General features: G+C 53.6%; 13 protein-coding genes and 1 pseudogene. 6 read left to right on the top strand and 8 right to left on the bottom strand.

Features of this window, described 5'->3' with window-relative positions; genetic code table 11:
- Positions 1 to 106: 106 nt before the first annotated feature.
- The 4 genes from ACRZ96_RS00070 (at position 107) to ACRZ96_RS00055 (ending at position 3,317) form a co-directional block, all read left to right on the top strand.
- Positions 107 to 919 (top strand): alpha/beta fold hydrolase, encoded by an 813-nt coding sequence (locus ACRZ96_RS00070; protein WP_480814118.1) that lies wholly within the window; start codon positions 107 to 109, stop codon positions 917 to 919.
- Between the two features lie 64 nt (positions 920 to 983).
- Positions 984 to 1,814 carry a class I SAM-dependent methyltransferase gene (locus tag ACRZ96_RS00065; RefSeq protein WP_480771557.1) on the top strand — a complete coding sequence of 277 codons (831 nt, stop codon included), beginning with the start codon at positions 984 to 986 and terminating at the stop codon, positions 1,812 to 1,814.
- Between the two features lie 117 nt (positions 1,815 to 1,931).
- The gene (locus ACRZ96_RS00060) at positions 1,932 to 2,291 is read left to right on the top strand and encodes a group I truncated hemoglobin (RefSeq protein ID WP_170396214.1); all 360 of its coding nucleotides are present in this window, start codon (positions 1,932 to 1,934) and stop codon (positions 2,289 to 2,291) included.
- A gap of 3 nt (positions 2,292 to 2,294) precedes the next feature.
- Positions 2,295 to 3,317, top strand: coding sequence for an adenylate/guanylate cyclase domain-containing protein (locus ACRZ96_RS00055; RefSeq protein ID WP_170396212.1), 1,023 nt, complete (start codon positions 2,295 to 2,297; stop codon positions 3,315 to 3,317).
- A gap of 123 nt (positions 3,318 to 3,440) precedes the next feature.
- Here the strand turns inward: ACRZ96_RS00055 and ACRZ96_RS00050 are convergent.
- The 5 genes and pseudogenes from ACRZ96_RS00050 to xylF form a co-directional block, all read right to left on the bottom strand.
- Positions 3,441 to 3,781: pseudogene (locus ACRZ96_RS00050) on the bottom strand (DDE-type integrase/transposase/recombinase); the annotation flags it as partial.
- Positions 3,782 to 3,882: 101 nt separating this feature from the next.
- A complete protein-coding gene (gene xylA, locus ACRZ96_RS00045; RefSeq protein WP_480771558.1) occupies positions 3,883 to 5,190 on the bottom strand; it encodes a xylose isomerase in 1,308 nt (435 codons plus the stop codon).
- A gap of 9 nt (positions 5,191 to 5,199) precedes the next feature.
- The gene (locus ACRZ96_RS00040) at positions 5,200 to 6,003 is read right to left on the bottom strand and encodes an ATP-binding cassette domain-containing protein (RefSeq protein WP_480814117.1); all 804 of its coding nucleotides are present in this window, start codon (positions 6,001 to 6,003) and stop codon (positions 5,200 to 5,202) included.
- The gene (locus ACRZ96_RS00035; protein WP_170396208.1) at positions 6,003 to 7,301 is read right to left on the bottom strand and encodes a sugar ABC transporter permease; all 1,299 of its coding nucleotides are present in this window, start codon (positions 7,299 to 7,301) and stop codon (positions 6,003 to 6,005) included. The genes ACRZ96_RS00040 and ACRZ96_RS00035 overlap by 1 nt, the downstream gene beginning before the upstream one ends.
- 60 nt (positions 7,302 to 7,361) lie before the next feature.
- Complete coding sequence (gene xylF / locus ACRZ96_RS00030; protein WP_170512769.1) at positions 7,362 to 8,381, bottom strand: D-xylose ABC transporter substrate-binding protein; 1,020 nt, start codon at positions 8,379 to 8,381, stop codon at positions 7,362 to 7,364.
- 151 nt (positions 8,382 to 8,532) lie between these two features.
- Between xylF and ACRZ96_RS00025 the strand changes: the two genes are divergently transcribed.
- Together ACRZ96_RS00025 and ACRZ96_RS00020 are read left to right on the top strand one after the other, a co-directional pair.
- The gene (locus ACRZ96_RS00025) at positions 8,533 to 9,750 is read left to right on the top strand and encodes an ROK family protein (protein WP_480705261.1); all 1,218 of its coding nucleotides are present in this window, start codon (positions 8,533 to 8,535) and stop codon (positions 9,748 to 9,750) included.
- A complete protein-coding gene (locus ACRZ96_RS00020) occupies positions 9,740 to 11,248 on the top strand; it encodes a CRTAC1 family protein (protein ID WP_480771559.1) in 1,509 nt (502 codons plus the stop codon). Before ACRZ96_RS00025 ends, ACRZ96_RS00020 begins: the two co-directional genes overlap by 11 nt.
- Here ACRZ96_RS00020 and ACRZ96_RS00015 read toward each other — a convergent pair whose 3' ends face one another.
- From ACRZ96_RS00015 to xylB, 3 genes are read right to left on the bottom strand one after another with little or no spacing between them, the layout of a single operon-like run.
- Complete coding sequence (locus ACRZ96_RS00015; protein ID WP_480771560.1) at positions 11,249 to 12,547, bottom strand: cytochrome-c peroxidase; 1,299 nt, start codon at positions 12,545 to 12,547, stop codon at positions 11,249 to 11,251. It lies immediately after the preceding gene.
- Positions 12,537 to 13,484: an aldose epimerase family protein gene (locus ACRZ96_RS00010; protein WP_170511823.1), complete on the bottom strand. Its 948-nt coding sequence runs from the start codon at positions 13,482 to 13,484 to the stop codon at positions 12,537 to 12,539. Before ACRZ96_RS00010 ends, ACRZ96_RS00015 begins: the two co-directional genes overlap by 11 nt.
- A gap of 8 nt (positions 13,485 to 13,492) precedes the next feature.
- Positions 13,493 to 14,950 (bottom strand): xylulokinase, encoded by a 1,458-nt coding sequence (gene xylB / locus ACRZ96_RS00005; protein ID WP_480771561.1) that lies wholly within the window; start codon positions 14,948 to 14,950, stop codon positions 13,493 to 13,495.
- Positions 14,951 to 15,282 lie beyond the last annotated feature (332 nt).

Raw genomic sequence — 15,282 nt, 5'->3', positions numbered from 1 at the left:
TTGGCACCGCTTCCAGACATCACAATGAAACATAGAAAGGTCAGTTATTGCCCATCTTAAGTGCGATTGGGTAAGAACGATGACTATTTCTTTTAGAACTACTGAAATGATTAACGCACCTATTTTTGCGTTGCATTCTTCGGCGTCCAATAGTGGGCAATGGAACCAACTGGCGGCGGATCTGGAAGGTCGCTTTAATGTTCACGCTGTTGATCTTCCCGGGTACGGTCGCAGCCCGTTGACTGGAGATAACTCTCAAAACGGTGCGGCGTTTTCTGCCATACCGGTAATCCGCGAAATCGAAGCGCTGGGACGCCCCGTGCATCTGGTTGGGCATTCCAACGGCGGAGGCGTCGCCATCAAGGTCGCGTTGATGCGTCCTGATCTTGTCAAAAGCCTGACGGTTTATGAGCCTGCAGCCTTTCATTTTCTGCAGGCTGGCAATGATGCCAGCAAGAAACTGTTCGGGCAAATCCAGCTTCTCGCGGGTGTGGTGAGCGCCGCAGCAGCGGATGGCGATGCCGCTGCTGGTATGCATCACTTTTTGGATTTCTGGAACGAGAAGGGGTTTTGGAACTCGCTGCCCGCGCAGGCCCAGGACCGGTTCATTGGGATGATCCCATCAGTCATGTCTGATTTTGCAAAAGGTTTTGCTGAAACCTGGCAACTGAAGGACCTGTCCAAGCTTGAAATACCGACGTTGGTAATGACTGGTTTGGAGTCACCTGAGATTGCGCAGCACGTCTCGGTCGAGATCGCGAAGGCTTTGCCCAATGCGCGGATCGCGTTGCTGCCCGAGCTGGGCCATATGGCGCCGGTCTTCCAGCCCGAATGGATCAACGCAAGGATTTTCGAACACGTGGCCAATGTGGAGCGGCCCGTTGAAACTGTCAGCTGGCCAGAACGTCAAGCTGCCTGACCGGGGCCGCATTTAGCAATGCGGCCTTCATCAAACCACTGCCACATCAAAAAGGAGCAATATCATGGGTATTCAAACATCGATCAACGCCACCACAGACTTTGCGGCAATCAAAGCAAAGCAAAACGTCGCCTGGGGCTCCGGCGACTACAGCAAAGTGGGTGTCACCCTTCAAATTACGGGTGAAGAACTGGCTGAAAGCATGGATCTGATGCCCGGTTCCAAGGTACTGGATATCGCCGCCGGGAATGGTAATGCCACGCTGGCCTTCGCCCGGCGCTTTTGTGATGTTACATCGACCGACTATGTAGAAGCCCTGCTGGACGCCAGCAGCCAGCGCGCCAAAGCGGAAGGTCTGTTCGTGACCTACAAGGTTGCCGACGCCGAAAACCTGCCTTTCGATGATCAATCCTGCGACGCGGTGGTTTCGACGTTCGGCGTGATGTTCACACCGAACCAACAACAATCAGCAGCAGAGCTGCAACGGGTCGTCAAAAGCGGCGGCAAGATTGGTCTGGCCAACTGGACGCCGGACAGCTTCATCGGCCTTCTGTTCAAAACAATCGGTAAACATGTGCCTCCACCTGCTGGCGTAAGCTCTCCGGCTTTGTGGGGCAGCCGGGACTGGATTGAAGATTCCTTCGGATCGCACAGCACCATCGTTTCGTTCCGACGCAAGAACTTCATGTTCCGCTACCGTTCAGCCGAACACTTCCTAGAGTATTTTCGGACTTTCTATGGTCCGATGCAAAAGGCCTTCGATGCACTGGACGCACCGGGACAAGAGGCGCTGCAGCGCGATATCATGGCCCTGATCGAGAAGTTCGATATCTCAGGCAATGACACACTTTGCATCTCATCCGAGTACGCTGAAATTGTCATGCAGCGTGGCTGAGATCGTGAATCACTGGCTCATCGTTCTTTGACCCAACCGTCAAAGAACGATGAAGATTACCCGGTGTAGTCGATCCACCATTTTCTTGGTATTAGTTTGTTTAAGGGGGATTTTGTTATGGCCGAGCGCACACTTTATGAAAAATACGGTGGGTTTTCACAGATCAGCAAGATCGTGTTCTCGTTCTATGACATCCTGCTGGACAATGACGAGGTTGGACCCTTCTTCGACAACGTGGATATGAGCCGCATGGTCGACCATCAGACCAAGTTCATAGCGTCGCTCCTTGGTGGTCCGGCCTCCTACACCGACAATCAACTGCGCCAGTTACACTCTCATCTCGAAATTACCGATGACCATTTCGACGAATTGGAGGTCGTGCTCCGTGACGCTTTGCAAAGACACGGCGTGGATGCCGAGGACATCGATATCGTTGTCGCGGAATTCAGTAAACGTCGCCCCTTGATTGTTGGATAAATCATGACCATCGAAGCCATCAATGAACAGCTCCTTCGCGCGATTGGTGTGGGCGTTGCCCTACTGGACCGTCAATCGCTGAAGTTTGGGTTCCGCAATGATACGTTTGACGAGTGGTTCAGTGCCGATGGCCCTTCAGACCAATTGCAGCAGCTCTTTCCTGATCTGGATATCGACACAGTGCAAACAAGCCTGTCCGGCACCGGGCGACATACATCAGAAATCACGTTCAAAAAGAAACGCCGCACACTGGTGATCGCACTCGATTTCACGGTCGCGCATGACGATGTGCTGGTTCTGGTATGTCAGAACATCACCCGCATCAAAGAGCTGGAGTCCATGATCGACTCCTATTCGATGATGGTGGAACGGAACACCCGCGAGTTGAAGCGGGAAAAGGAGCAGGTTGAAAAACTGCTGCTAAATCTGATGCCCCGGTCGGTCTACGAAGAGTACAAGACTTTCGGCGTGGTCACGCCACAACTCTATGATCCCGTCTCCGTCCTGATGCTCGATTTCGTGGGGTTCACGGATATGGTCGCCTCGCAGGACCCAAGCGTCACGGTCACCGAACTGAATGATATCTACAGCGCGTTCGATCGCATAGGTGAGCAATTCGGTTGCGAACGGATCAAGACGATTGGAGACGCATATATCACCGTCGCAGGCCTGCCCGATCCGACTCCGGATCACGCCAAGGCAATTGCAAACACAGCCATTCGTTTCGTACGCTATTTGACCCGCCGAAACCTGAGCCATCCGCATCAGTGGCGGTGCAGAATTGGACTGGCCACGGGATCGGTCGTCGGGTCGGTCGTTGGCATCCAGAAGTATGTGTACGATATCTTTGGTCCGGCTGTGAATCTGGCCTCCAGACTTCAGGAATTCTCTGACCCGATGCAGATTTCAGTCCAGGACGAAGTCGCGCAGGTCCTCAAAGATCAGTTTGACCTTGAGAATGTCGGCGCGCGAACAATCCGTGGGTTTGGAGAGCAAGACATCTGGCGCTTGTCCGACGATAGCTGAGCGTCAATGCCCGCTGTAATCCTTTGTTCGCACCAAATGGTGACTGATCACTGCATTGAATACAGTAGGCTGTTTACCCAGTCCCAAAACCACTGATCTTGATCCCGAAATAAGCGGCTACTCGTTTCGGCATTTGGTGACAACGGTTTCCAGCACCTCACCTTCGTGATCAACAACCCGCCAGAGGCAATGTCTCTTACCATTCACCTTCACAAAATCTCGTCGGCGTGCCACTTCCATATCGAGAGTGCGCGCAGTTGTTGCATCCGCTTTCTTCGGATCTCAGAGGCAAACATCGGACCGAACCTGTTCCAACTGTAGCAGTAGGTTTCGTGACTCAGGTCGATGCCTCGCTCGTGCAACAGATCTACGGCATTCCGAAGTGAGATCGGAAATCGGATGTACAGCATCACGGTCAAGCGGATGATCTCAGAACCGGTTATTATAGTATTTGAAAGATGCAGGTCTGGTCATGGGCAAAAGCTACGCAACACCCTTACCCCGCCCAAGCAAAGTTCTTCTGACAAGATTCTTTTGACAGTTCCCCGATTGCAGTTTTCCTTGGTCACACAAACCTGTTCACATAATTCTCCAGAATCTCCTGACGCCCAGATTGTGGTTTCGGGTTGGTATTTTCCTGTAGAACCCGGGCAGAAATCTCTTCCAGACTGCTACCCAACATAGAAACTGCTTCCGGAGTGTTCCAACCGGAATACCGTTCCGTCAGCGCGTCCTCCAAGCCACCGTCTTCAACCATAGCAGCCGCAGCTTTCAAGCCCCGTGCACAAATATCCATTCCGCCGACATGGGCTGCAACAAGATCTTTTGCATCAAGCGATTGCCGACGAATTTTGGCGTCAAAATTTGTGCCCCCAGTTGTAAAGCCACCAGCTTTCAGGATGTAGTAATATGCCAAAGCAACCTCTGGCGTGTTATTCGGGAACTGGTCCGTATCCCATCCGGATTGGTAATCGTTTCGGTTCATGTCGATCGAGCCAAGCATCCCTTCGGCAGCGGCGACCGCAATTTCATGCTCGAAACTGTGTCCGGCCAGGATCGCATGCCCCTGCTCGAGGTTCAACTTGACCTCGTCCTCCAACCCGTACTTCCTGAGAAACCCAATACAAGTCGCGGCGTCGTAGTCGTATTGGTGTTTGGACGGCTCCTGAGGCTTGGGCTCCACGAGAATAGTTCCTTTGAACCCAATCTTGTGTTTGTATTCAACGACCATGTTCAAGAAACGGCCCATGTGGTCCAACTCGGTTTTCAAATCCGTGTTCAACAGGGTTTCATAGCCTTCTCGGCCACCCCATAGAACGTAGTTTTCTCCGCCGAGCTTATGGGTCGCATCCATGCAGGATTTCACTGTCGCAGCTGCAAACGCAAAAACGTCGGGATCAGGATTGGTACTGGCACCAGACATCCAGCGACGATGGCTGAACATATTGGCCGTGCCCCAAAGCAGCTTGGTGCCAGACACCTGCATCTTTTCACCGATATAATCGGTGATATCTTCCAATGTGCGCAGGTTATCGACAAAATTTCCCTGTTCGGGCCGGATGTCAGCGTCGTGCCAGCAAAAGAATGGCTGCCCCAAAAGCTCAAACAATTCGAACGCAATATCTGCCTTCTGACGGGCCCGGTCCATATCGTCCTGAGGATACCATGGGCGTTCGAACGTAGGTCCACCAAAGGGGTCTCCGCCCTCCCACGCGAATGAATGCCACCAGGCCACAGCAAACCGCAGATGGTCCTCCATACGCTTGCCCATAATGATTTCATCCGGGTCGTAGTGACGAAAGGCCAACGGGTTCTTGCTGTCCACGCCTTCAAACTGGACCTTCTCGATCCCTTCAAAAAATCCACTTGGCATTTCTGCCCCCTACTCTGCTTTTTGTGCTGGCTGCTTGCCGAGAATGATCATCGACAAAAGATCGTCGTCAGTCACGTCTGAGATATCGACCGTCCCAACCAGTTTTCCGTTCTTCATGACCGATGCGCGGTCGCACAGTTCCATGACGGCATGCACGTCGTGATCGATCAGAAATATCCCGATGCCTTGCGCCTTTAGCTGGTGGATCAGATCCGCCACCATCTGAGTTTCATGCGGCCCAAGCGCTGCTGTGGGTTCATCCATGATCAGGATACGGGCGTTGAAATAGACCGCGCGCGCGATCGCCACTGACTGTCTTTGCCCACCCGATAAGGCGGAGACCGGGTCATTGAACTTCTGAAAGTTTGGGTTGAGCTGCGCCATGATCTTTCGGCACTCGGCTTCCATGGCTGCGTCGTTGACCAAGCCAAAAGGCGTCGTCATCTCGCGCCCCAGGAACAGGTTTGATGTCGCGTCCAGATTGTCGGCCAAGGCGAGCGTCTGATATATCGTTTCGATATTGTTCGCCCGGGCGTCACGGGGATTGCCAATCTCGACCGGCTTGCCATCGATCAGAATCTCGCCGTGGTCCATCTGATAGGCGCCGGACAATACCTTGATCAACGTGGACTTTCCGGCCCCGTTGTGGCCAAGCAGGCCAACGACTTCACCCGGATAGAGATCGACCGACACATGGTCGACGGCCTTGATCCCACCGAAGGAAATCGAGATGTCGTGCATCTGGACCAATGGCGGCGCGCCTGAACCGCGCCCAGTGCCAGAAGGTTTTTTCTGCGTATCCTGAACTTGCATCACTTTGCCCCCAGTCGCTTGCGGTAAACGATGTCGATATAGACGGCCAACACGAGGACGCTGCCGACGACGATGTTCTGAAACGGCGCGTCAACGCCAACCATTGCCATGCCCGATTGCAGCGCCTGCATGATCAATGCACCCAGGATCGCGCCATAGATAGTGCCGATGCCGCCCGACAATGCGGTTCCTCCGATCACTGCAGCTGCTATGACCCGAAGTTCGTCGAGCGTACCAATGTCGTTCGAATGGTTCGCCAAGCGGGCCGAGGCGACCACCGCGGACACGGCGCACAAGAAACCCATCAAAGCAAAGATTTTCACGGTTAGCAGTCGAGTGTTGATACCCGAAAGCTCTGCCGCATCCGGGTTGCCGCCAGTGGCAAAGATGTACCGACCAAACCGGGTTTTTCGCGCCACAATTGTCAGCGTGACAGCCACGATGATTAGGATGAGTACAGAAATCGGTATGCCGTATCCGACGACCAGCCCCTCTGGCATTGTCTCTCCGCGCGCTTCGAACATACGTTGCAGCCGACGCGTTGGTATGGCGTAGCTGTTTACGATGTAAACGTACCCGAGGATGGCGATCGCGATTATCCCGGCCAAAGTGGCCTCGGCCCAGACAGGTTTGACGGGGAACCCATGTGCCGCCTTTGCGCGACGACTGCTCCACAAAGCCCAGATCGCGATTGCGGTAGCAAACAAGCCGAACAGCCAGCTTGTCGTCGTTCCCAATGTCCCGTTGGTCCCGCCAAACATCAGGAATGTACTATCCAGAGGACCAATCGTCTGACCGCTAGTCAAATACCACGCCACGTTTCGCCAAACCAGAAACCCACCAAGCGTAACGATGAAGGCTGGTATCGTCAGGTATCCGACCATCCAGCCATGAAACGCACCAATCAGCGTGCCGACAAACAACCCGACGACAATGGTGATCGCCCAGGTTGCAGGATTGTTCAGACCCATACCAAGTACTTGCGGCAAAAGCTCGGTTTGCGTCATCGCCATCACGGCCGAGGTTGTTGCCAGCAGTGCACCAACCGACAAGTCGATGTGCCGCGTGACGATAATAAATACCATCCCGCATGCCATAATGGCGACCGAAACCGTCTGGATGGACAGGTTGAATAGATTGCGCGGCGTCAGGAACCTTCCATCTGTGAAGATGTTGAACCCGATGCACAGGATGACAAACGCGCCGATCATTCCCAAAAGCCGCATATCCAGTTCCAGTTGCTGGAACAGGCTGGGTTTCGCTTTTTCAGGTACCGGCTGAGACGAAGTTTCGGTCATTTCCGATCTTTCATATTCAGCAATAGTCCCCGGCCCAGACGGGGCCAGGGACTTTGAAGTTTAGTTGCAGGGAGCAGGTCCGTTTTCAACGCCCTGACACAGATCTTCCAATGGGATCCATCCAGCGTCCACAACAACGGATAGGTTGTCCTTGGTGATCGGAACGGGTGCGAGGAAGACCGAGTTCATCTCGGTGCCACCAGGTGATGTCCAACTAACTGCACCTTCGACATCAGCAGGGCTTGTCCCACCGCTCAATGCGACTGCGATTTCGCCAGCGGCCTTTCCGAGTTCACGAGCGTCCTTCCATACCGAAACGGTTTGAGTGCCCAGCGCAACGCGGTTCAACGCTGCGTGGTCGCCATCCTGACCTGACACCGGAATGCCTTCCATACCCTGTGCGGTCAGCGCAGCAACAACACCGCCTGCAGTACCGTCATTCGACGCAACGACTGCATCCACGTTGTTTTCGTTCGCGGTCAGGATTTGTTCCATGTTCCGCTGCGCGTTCGCGGGCAACCAACCATCTGTGTAGGCTTCACCAACAATTACAATGTCACCGCTGTCGACGGCTGCTCCGATGATCTCTTGCTGACCACCGCGCAGGAAATCTGCGTTCGGATCAGTAGGAGAGCCTTTGATCATCACGTAGTTGCCTTTGGGCATGGCCTCAAAGACAGCCCGAGCCTGCATTCTGCCGACTTCCACGTTGTCGAAGGTCAGATAAAATGCTCGGTCGTCCTCGATCAGACGGTCATAGGCAATCACAGGAATACCTTCGTCCGCCGCGGCCTGAACCGCGGGACCAATGGCCTGCGCGTCCTGCGCTAGGATGATAAGCGCGTCCACGCCTTGCGCAATCAGGCTTTCGATATCCGAAAGCTGTTTGGCCGAGGATGATTGCGCATCGGCCGAGATATACTCGGCACCGCCGGCTTCTAGCGCCGATTTGATCGCGGCTTCGTCTGTCTTCCAGCGCTCTTCCTGAAAGTTGGACCAGCTTACGCCGACTACCGGCTCTGCGAACGCAGTCGAGGCCAGCAGCGTGGCTACAGCTGAGAAGCTGAGAATTTTTTTCATGATTTCCTCCCATATGCAGAGCCATCTCAACTCGATTCGCGGCTCTCACAATTTTAAATAACACATTTATTTCAGTCGGTAAAATATTTAGTCTATAAGACACATCAAAATTCAAATAGATTGAACCAAAGGTAAGATTCGCGAGGGCAAGATGCTGAAAAGCAAAGCGTCTGTAGTTTCTTTGGACCAACGAAACGCGACCCGCCTACGGGTGTTGGAACAGATCAGAAGCAATGGATCCGTATCGCGGATTGATATCGCATCCGCCTTGGAGACCAGTCCTGCCACGATCACTTCAGCGACGGCTGATCTGATCTCGGCAGGGCTGATCAAGGAAACCGAAGGCGAAGCTCAGTCAAAGTCTGGAAAAAGAGGGCGGCCCAGAGTTTTGCTGCAATTGGATGGCCAATCCATCCTTGTTGCGGGCCTGAAGATTGCTCGTCAGGTGATCTCGGTCATTTTAGTGGATTTTGAAGGCAACGAGGTGACGTCGCACAACGTCCCGCTTGAAGACGCCCGAATGTCGCCGACGAAGCTTATATCGACTATTCGCGAAGCCCTTGAAGATACGTGCCAACGGGTCGGTCTTTCAATCGGACACTTGGCTGGCGTTTCAATCGGATTGGCCGGGCAGATTGATGCGGCAAAGAACTTTGTCCACTGGTCATCCTCGGTAACTGAAAGAAACATTGACTTCAGCCCTTTACTTGCGAAAGAACTACCCTGCCCTGCATTCGTGGAAAACGACGCGAACCTTGTCGCAAAGGCTGAACAGCTTTCTGGGCTAGGCAACGGGTTGAAGAATTTCCTTGTCGTCACGATTGAACATGGTGTTGGGCTTGGCATCGTTCTGGACGGCCGACTTTATCGCGGGGAAAGAGGGTGCGGGGCCGAATTTGGGCATACCAAGGTGCAACTCGATGGCGCATTATGCCAATGTGGACAACGGGGGTGTCTGGAAGCCTATGTGGGGGACTACGCCCTGATCCGGGAAATGACTGTCACAGGTCACGCCGATAATATGCAAACGGTCTCGGATATCCACGCTCGCGCCAATTCCGGTGATGATAGAGCCGCCTCGGTTCTAGCGCGTGCAGGACAGATGTTCGGGCTTGGAGTATCCAATCTGATTAATCTGTTCGATCCCCAGTGCATTATTGTATCGGGCGCGCAAATGAGTTTTGAACACCTTTGCTCAGCCGATGTTATGACGCGCATTCGAAATGGTGTTGTGAATGTCGACGCACCCTTGCCTGAAATCAAAGTGCATCACTGGGGTGATCTGATGTGGGCCAAAGGTGCGGCCGCCTATGGGATCGAACAAGTCTCGATCCTGAAGGTGAAGGAGCTTGCGGCGAATGCGTCCTGAACTTGCGGCATTACTCTTTCTTGCCACGGCTGCCGAAGCGGGCACTCAACCGCAATTCAAAGTAATAGATGTACCTGCACATATCTACGACGGCGGTTGGGAGCATTTTGTGGGTGGTGGCGTAGCAGTTTTCGACTGTGACGGCGACACGTTTCCCGAATTGTTCGTCGCGGGCGGATCCAATCGATCTCAGCTGTTCAAAAACACCTCTCAGGGCGAGATTTCTTTTCGGATTGAAACGCCGGATCCACTGTTCTTGACGGGAGTAACCGGTGCTTACCCATTAGACATTAACGGCGATGGCTTGACTGACCTGGCCATTTTGCGCGTTGGCGAAGATGTGCTGCTTCAAGGGCAGTCGGATTGTCAGTTCCGTCCCTTCGATAACATCGAGTTCCAATCCGAAGATCACTGGACCACAGGGTTTTCAGCCACTTGGGAAGAAGGCCAGTCTATGCCGACTCTGGCGTTTGGAACTTACGTGGATCGCTTCGATCCAGAAGGTCCGTTTGAATCCTGCGGGCCAACCCTGCTCTATCGCCCGAACGGGAACAGTTATGGCCAACCCCAGCATCTGAAACCGGGATATTGCTCGCTTTCCATTTTGTTTTCAGACTGGGCGCGAACCGGACGTGCTGACCTCCGTATCAGCAACGACCGCCACTATTATGTTCGCGGTGGGCAAGAGCAACTATGGGCCATGGAGCCAGAGCCCCGATTGTATTCGCCCGAAGACGGATGGCTGCCCTATTCGATCTGGGGCATGGGAATTGCCTCTCGCGATCTGACCGGAGACGGCTTTCCTGAGGTTTACTTGACTTCGATGGGTGACCAAAAACTCCAAATTTTTGACCCCGATACCGGCGGCCCGACGTGGCGCGATGCAACTTATGAAAAAGGCACGACTGCCCACAGGCCGCATGTCGGCAATGACGGAAGGCCGTCGACCGGTTGGCACGCGCAGTTTGGAGACGTCAACAATGACGGCAGAGACGACATCTTCGTCGCCAAAGGCAATGTCGAGCAAATGCCCGATGCAGCACTGAACGACCCGAACAACCTTTTGGTTCAGGATTCGGAAGGTCAGTTTATCGAAGCTTCGGCAGAGGCTGGTGTTGCGTCGATAGCGAAGTCTCGCGGCGCAGCGCTTGCGGATCTGAACAACGATGGGCGGCTCGATCTGGTGGTCGTAAACCGTGGATCAAAACTTGAGGTCAACCAGAATATATCAGCAGGTGGCAATTGGCTGTTGGTAGAAGTTACTCAGGACAAATTCAATTGGGCAGCGGTAGGCGGATTTGTCGAGGTTCGAACCAGGCGGGGCTTACAGACCCGCGAAATAACCATTGGCGGCGGACATTTAGGAGGCACGGCTGGCTATCACCATTTCGGCTTGGGGGCTGAAACTCAAGTACAGTTACGGGTAATATGGCCGGACGGAGAAGTCGGTGCGTGGCAGGAGGTCGTGCCGAACCAGATCGTTGAAATGCATAGGTGACTATTGATCTACCGGCAGACCGCTTGGAACATAGGCAGGAACGCCCAACCTCTGCGCAGGGTCTTCAAGACTTGCCAGAAAGCTCAATAACGCGTCGACCTCATTATCTGTTAGAACAACCTTCGGTAAACTATTGCTTTTGGCTATGGCATCTAGATGTTGCTGATCCAGCAGCGGAGTTTTGTCTTCAGAACCCGGAAAATCTGGCAAATAAGCCATTTCAGTAGTGTAGCTTCGCAAAGAAGAAACCGAGTCCAGATGGTGGCGTACGATATCCTCAAGCCGTGCAAATGCTCCATTGTGCCCGTAAGGAGCGGTCAGCGTCACATTGCGAAGCGATGGCGTACGAAAGGCAAACGCGTCCTCGGGGTTACCCGTGACGCGAAGACGACCATCATCTCTGACATGGTTCTCAAATCGAGCGGCCTTTCCGGGCCCGATTTGCGGAAGGGCGATCGAATGAAACTTGTGATCTGTTTGGAACCATCCCACGTGGCATGCGCTACACCCCGCCTCTCCATAAAACAGGTTCATGCCACGTTCGGCGTCTTCGGATAGTGTGCCCTCGCCTCGCATCGCGCGATCAAAAGGACTGTTATCTGCGCGCCATTCGAACGCGATGAAATCTGCGATCACATTTGCTATGGCCGTGAAAGATATCTCACCACCCGGCGTAATGGCTTCAAACCGCTGCTTGTATTCTGGGATAGCGGCAACACGTGCTGCAATCAGATCCCACGCGCCGCCTTGCTGTGTCAAAAGCCCGAGTCGAACTGCCTTGCTAACGTCATTTTCCGAGTAATGACCAGCCATTTCGTCTGGTGAAAGAACCGGGAACATCGCCTGCGCCGCTAATGCCGATTGGAAACCGGACCGCATATGTGTCCCCAAAGGTGTTCTAATCCCGTTGGGTTGTGATGGATCGGCCTCAAGGCGCCCATCATGAAAAAACGTCGTAAACTCTGTCGCACCAAGATTCCAAAGCGCCGGTGAATTACGGGGGATGCGTTGCTCCGGCGTATTCTGGGGATCCAGCCTGCGTTCAGCAGCCAGGCCAATCCCGCCTTCCCCGATTCCTAACGAAAGGCCGTCCGAAGTGCCAAACCTCGGGTGATGGCAGGTCGCGCAACTGATGTTCTTGTTGCCGGACAAAATCGGGTCGTAGAATAGCAACTGTCCTAGTTCAACGCGGTCGAAATCAGGTTCTAGGAAAGTTGGAGGTGGCCCAAGCTCCTGAGCGTTGGCGCCATTGCCGGCAATCAAAAAGCCAATGGTGGAAATGACTAACCTAGCTCTCATTGCCATCTTCCGAAATCTCGAGCGTGAGCACCTGCCTGTACGGTTTCTCGTAGGTGCATATGATCGAAGGAAACGAGGATATGTTGGGCGCATTCGGATATCCGGAGGGTTCGATGCACAAACCAGCCGAACCGCTTAGCGGCTTCGCCAATTGGGCACCCGAATAGACCTGTACTCCGGGTTGGTCAGAATAAGCAGTCAGAGAAAGACCGGACGGTGCGGTGAACTTCGCGACCGGACCAGTTGGATCGCGATTCAGGTCAAAGCAGAAATAGTGGTCGATGGCCTTTGGAACATGCCCGATCGATCTGGGCGCAGAGAAATCAAGTTCGCCGTTCTTGGTCGAACACATCGCACCGGACGGAACTCCTTGTTCGTCTAGTTCCAAGTAGCGGACAGAAGCCAGTTCCAGCTTGTGTGCGTCGACACCTTTAGAGCTGCCCAACGAATAATAGTTATGCTGCGTTAGGCTGATCGGCGTAGGACGGTCAGGATAACCTTTTAATATATAGGTCAACCGTGGGTACCGCAGCGTGACGCTGACCTCGAACCGGACATTCGCAGGAAAACCGCTTTCCCCGTCGTGTGAAAGGTAGTGCAATACCACTTCGTTCGGTGCGGTCTGTCTAAGGTTCCAGAATTGTTTGGAAAGCCCCTCAGCCCCGCCATGCAGAGTATTCTTACCCTCATTGGCGCTAAGCCCAAAACGTGTGCCTGCCAACTCGAACCGCGCGCCGCCGATCCGGTTCGCAACACGACCTACAACTGCGCCCACATAACTTGTATCGAGTAAGTACTTGATTGGATCATCAAACCCCAAAATAAGCGGTATATCCTTGAACCACCAACTTTGAGTGATTGCCCCGTAGTTCAGTACCGATGCCCGCATATCGCCATCGGTCAGCATAACCGTCTCGACCCGAGAAGAATATTCCATTGCAGGCGTCATCCTGCCGCCAAGGGCGCCAGCGCCATGTAATACTGTCGATATCGCCCATATTCCCTTTCATAGTGTTCGGCCAGATCGTTACGTGGATCGATAACTTCCTGAATTTTGGGTGGTGTCATGATGTCCCCAAGGTTTGCGTTGTTGGCCGCGCAGATAGCGAGGCGCGCTGCGCCCATCGCCGCTCCGAAATCACTGCCTTTTGGCAAGCCCAACGGCACTTGCAAAACGGTCGCCATTGTTTCCAACCAGAACCTGGATCGTGCGCCTCCTCCAACAGCCATCAAGTTGGTCGGTACGGTTCCTGTGCTTTTTAAGGCTTCAAGACAGTCACGCATCGCGAAGGCAACGCCTTCCATCACAGATTGTGTCAGTTCAGCGGGGCCCGACGCGACATCTACGCCTAAGAAAGCTGCTCGGATACGGCTGTTGTTATGCGGCGTTCGCTCGCCTGAAAGATACGGTAGGAACGCAATCGAGGAGGGTCCGGTTATACTGTCGGGTACCATCGACGCCAGTTTTTCCACAGATTGACTTAGATTGCGAGACAACCAATTCATACTGTTTGTTGCCGAGAGTATGACCCCCATTTGTATCCACATTTCGGGAACAGCGTGGCAAAAGCAGTGTACTGCAGTTTCAGGTGCCGGAGCATATGCATCCCGAGCAACAAGAAGAACTCCGGACGTTCCCAAAGATACAAAACCCGCGCCGTCCCGAATGCTCCCGATGCCACACGCGGCGGCCGCATTGTCACCTGCGCCACCTGCCACAACGACAGGATTGGAAAGCCCCCACGCCCGCCGCAGCTCAGTTTTCAACTCACCAGCCGGTTCGTTCCCTTCGACAAGACGCGGCATCTGCGAGGCATGCATGTGACCCAAACCCAAAGCCGTTTCCGACCATTGACGATTGTCTACGTCCAACCATGATGTGCCGGCACTGTCTGACATGTCCGATATGTACTCACCCGTCAGCCAAAACCGCAGATAGTCTTTAGGCAATAGAACCTTGGCTGTTTTTGAGAACACCTCGGGCTCGTGCGATCGCACCCATTCCAGTTTCGGGGCCGTGAAGCCAGGAAAAACGATGTTTCCTGATATGGTGCGCATCTGTGGAATCTGGTCGAGTGTACTTGCCTCGTCCGCCGAGCGTGTATCATTCCATAGAATGCAGGGCCTAAGAACCCTTCCACTGGCATCCAATAAAGTGGCACCATGCATGTGTCCGCTCAGACCAATGCCGCGAAGTTTTGCGAATGCCGGTTCGTTGTCCGCACGGAGATTCGCGACGACTTCTAAGCAAGCGCTAATCCAATCTGACGGATTTTGCTCGGACCAGCCGGGTTTTGGCGTCGATGTAGAAATGCCAGCTTCTGCGTCGCTGACGACGAGACCGGATTCATCGATCAGAATGCCTCTGAGACCCGACGTTCCCAAATCCAATCCAAGATACATTCGGCGCCATCCTTTGAGTTTTATTTTAGTTGATAAAATTAATCATGGAAGACGCAGTGTCAAGGTGACTGTCGCGCTACTCCAACTTTACCCAAGCCGCATTTCTTGCAGAACTTTGCACGCAAGCTGCAACGAACCTGACACCATTCAATCCATCCTGAACAGTGGGATAGATCACCGATGGATCAGCTGAATTGCCACTTCGAAACGCTGTTATGGCGTCCGCAGCTTCACTATAGACTGTCAATGAGCGTTCAAAACTGACCCGGTTTCAGCATTTAAATTTGACCCACCCTATGTGGCGCAAAGCCCCCAGGCGGGCCGCCCTCATA

It is taken from the genome of Ruegeria sp. CF1, assembly GCF_056537445.1.
The sequence above is the reverse complement of the archived record's forward strand: the minus strand, read 5'-3'. Positions and strand labels throughout refer to the sequence as shown.

What these genes read in the sequence shown, in the direction of transcription:
- ACRZ96_RS00070 (WP_480814118.1), top strand. Translation starts at nt 107, where the DNA reads ATGATTAACGCACCTATTTTTGCGTTGCATTCTTCGGCGTCCAATAGT.
- ACRZ96_RS00065 (WP_480771557.1), top strand. Translation starts at nt 984, where the DNA reads ATGGGTATTCAAACATCGATCAACGCCACCACAGACTTTGCGGCAATC.
- ACRZ96_RS00060 (WP_170396214.1), top strand. Translation starts at nt 1,932, where the DNA reads ATGGCCGAGCGCACACTTTATGAAAAATACGGTGGGTTTTCACAGATC.
- ACRZ96_RS00055 (WP_170396212.1), top strand. Translation starts at nt 2,295, where the DNA reads ATGACCATCGAAGCCATCAATGAACAGCTCCTTCGCGCGATTGGTGTG.
- xylA (WP_480771558.1), bottom strand. Translation starts at nt 5,190, where the DNA reads ATGCCAAGTGGATTTTTTGAAGGGATCGAGAAGGTCCAGTTTGAAGGC.
- ACRZ96_RS00040 (WP_480814117.1), bottom strand. Translation starts at nt 6,003, where the DNA reads ATGCAAGTTCAGGATACGCAGAAAAAACCTTCTGGCACTGGGCGCGGT.
- ACRZ96_RS00035 (WP_170396208.1), bottom strand. Translation starts at nt 7,301, where the DNA reads ATGACCGAAACTTCGTCTCAGCCGGTACCTGAAAAAGCGAAACCCAGC.
- xylF (WP_170512769.1), bottom strand. Translation starts at nt 8,381, where the DNA reads ATGAAAAAAATTCTCAGCTTCTCAGCTGTAGCCACGCTGCTGGCCTCG.
- ACRZ96_RS00025 (WP_480705261.1), top strand. Translation starts at nt 8,533, where the DNA reads ATGCTGAAAAGCAAAGCGTCTGTAGTTTCTTTGGACCAACGAAACGCG.
- ACRZ96_RS00020 (WP_480771559.1), top strand. Translation starts at nt 9,740, where the DNA reads ATGCGTCCTGAACTTGCGGCATTACTCTTTCTTGCCACGGCTGCCGAA.
- ACRZ96_RS00015 (WP_480771560.1), bottom strand. Translation starts at nt 12,547, where the DNA reads ATGAGAGCTAGGTTAGTCATTTCCACCATTGGCTTTTTGATTGCCGGC.
- ACRZ96_RS00010 (WP_170511823.1), bottom strand. Translation starts at nt 13,484, where the DNA reads ATGGAATATTCTTCTCGGGTCGAGACGGTTATGCTGACCGATGGCGAT.
- xylB (WP_480771561.1), bottom strand. Translation starts at nt 14,950, where the DNA reads ATGTATCTTGGATTGGATTTGGGAACGTCGGGTCTCAGAGGCATTCTG.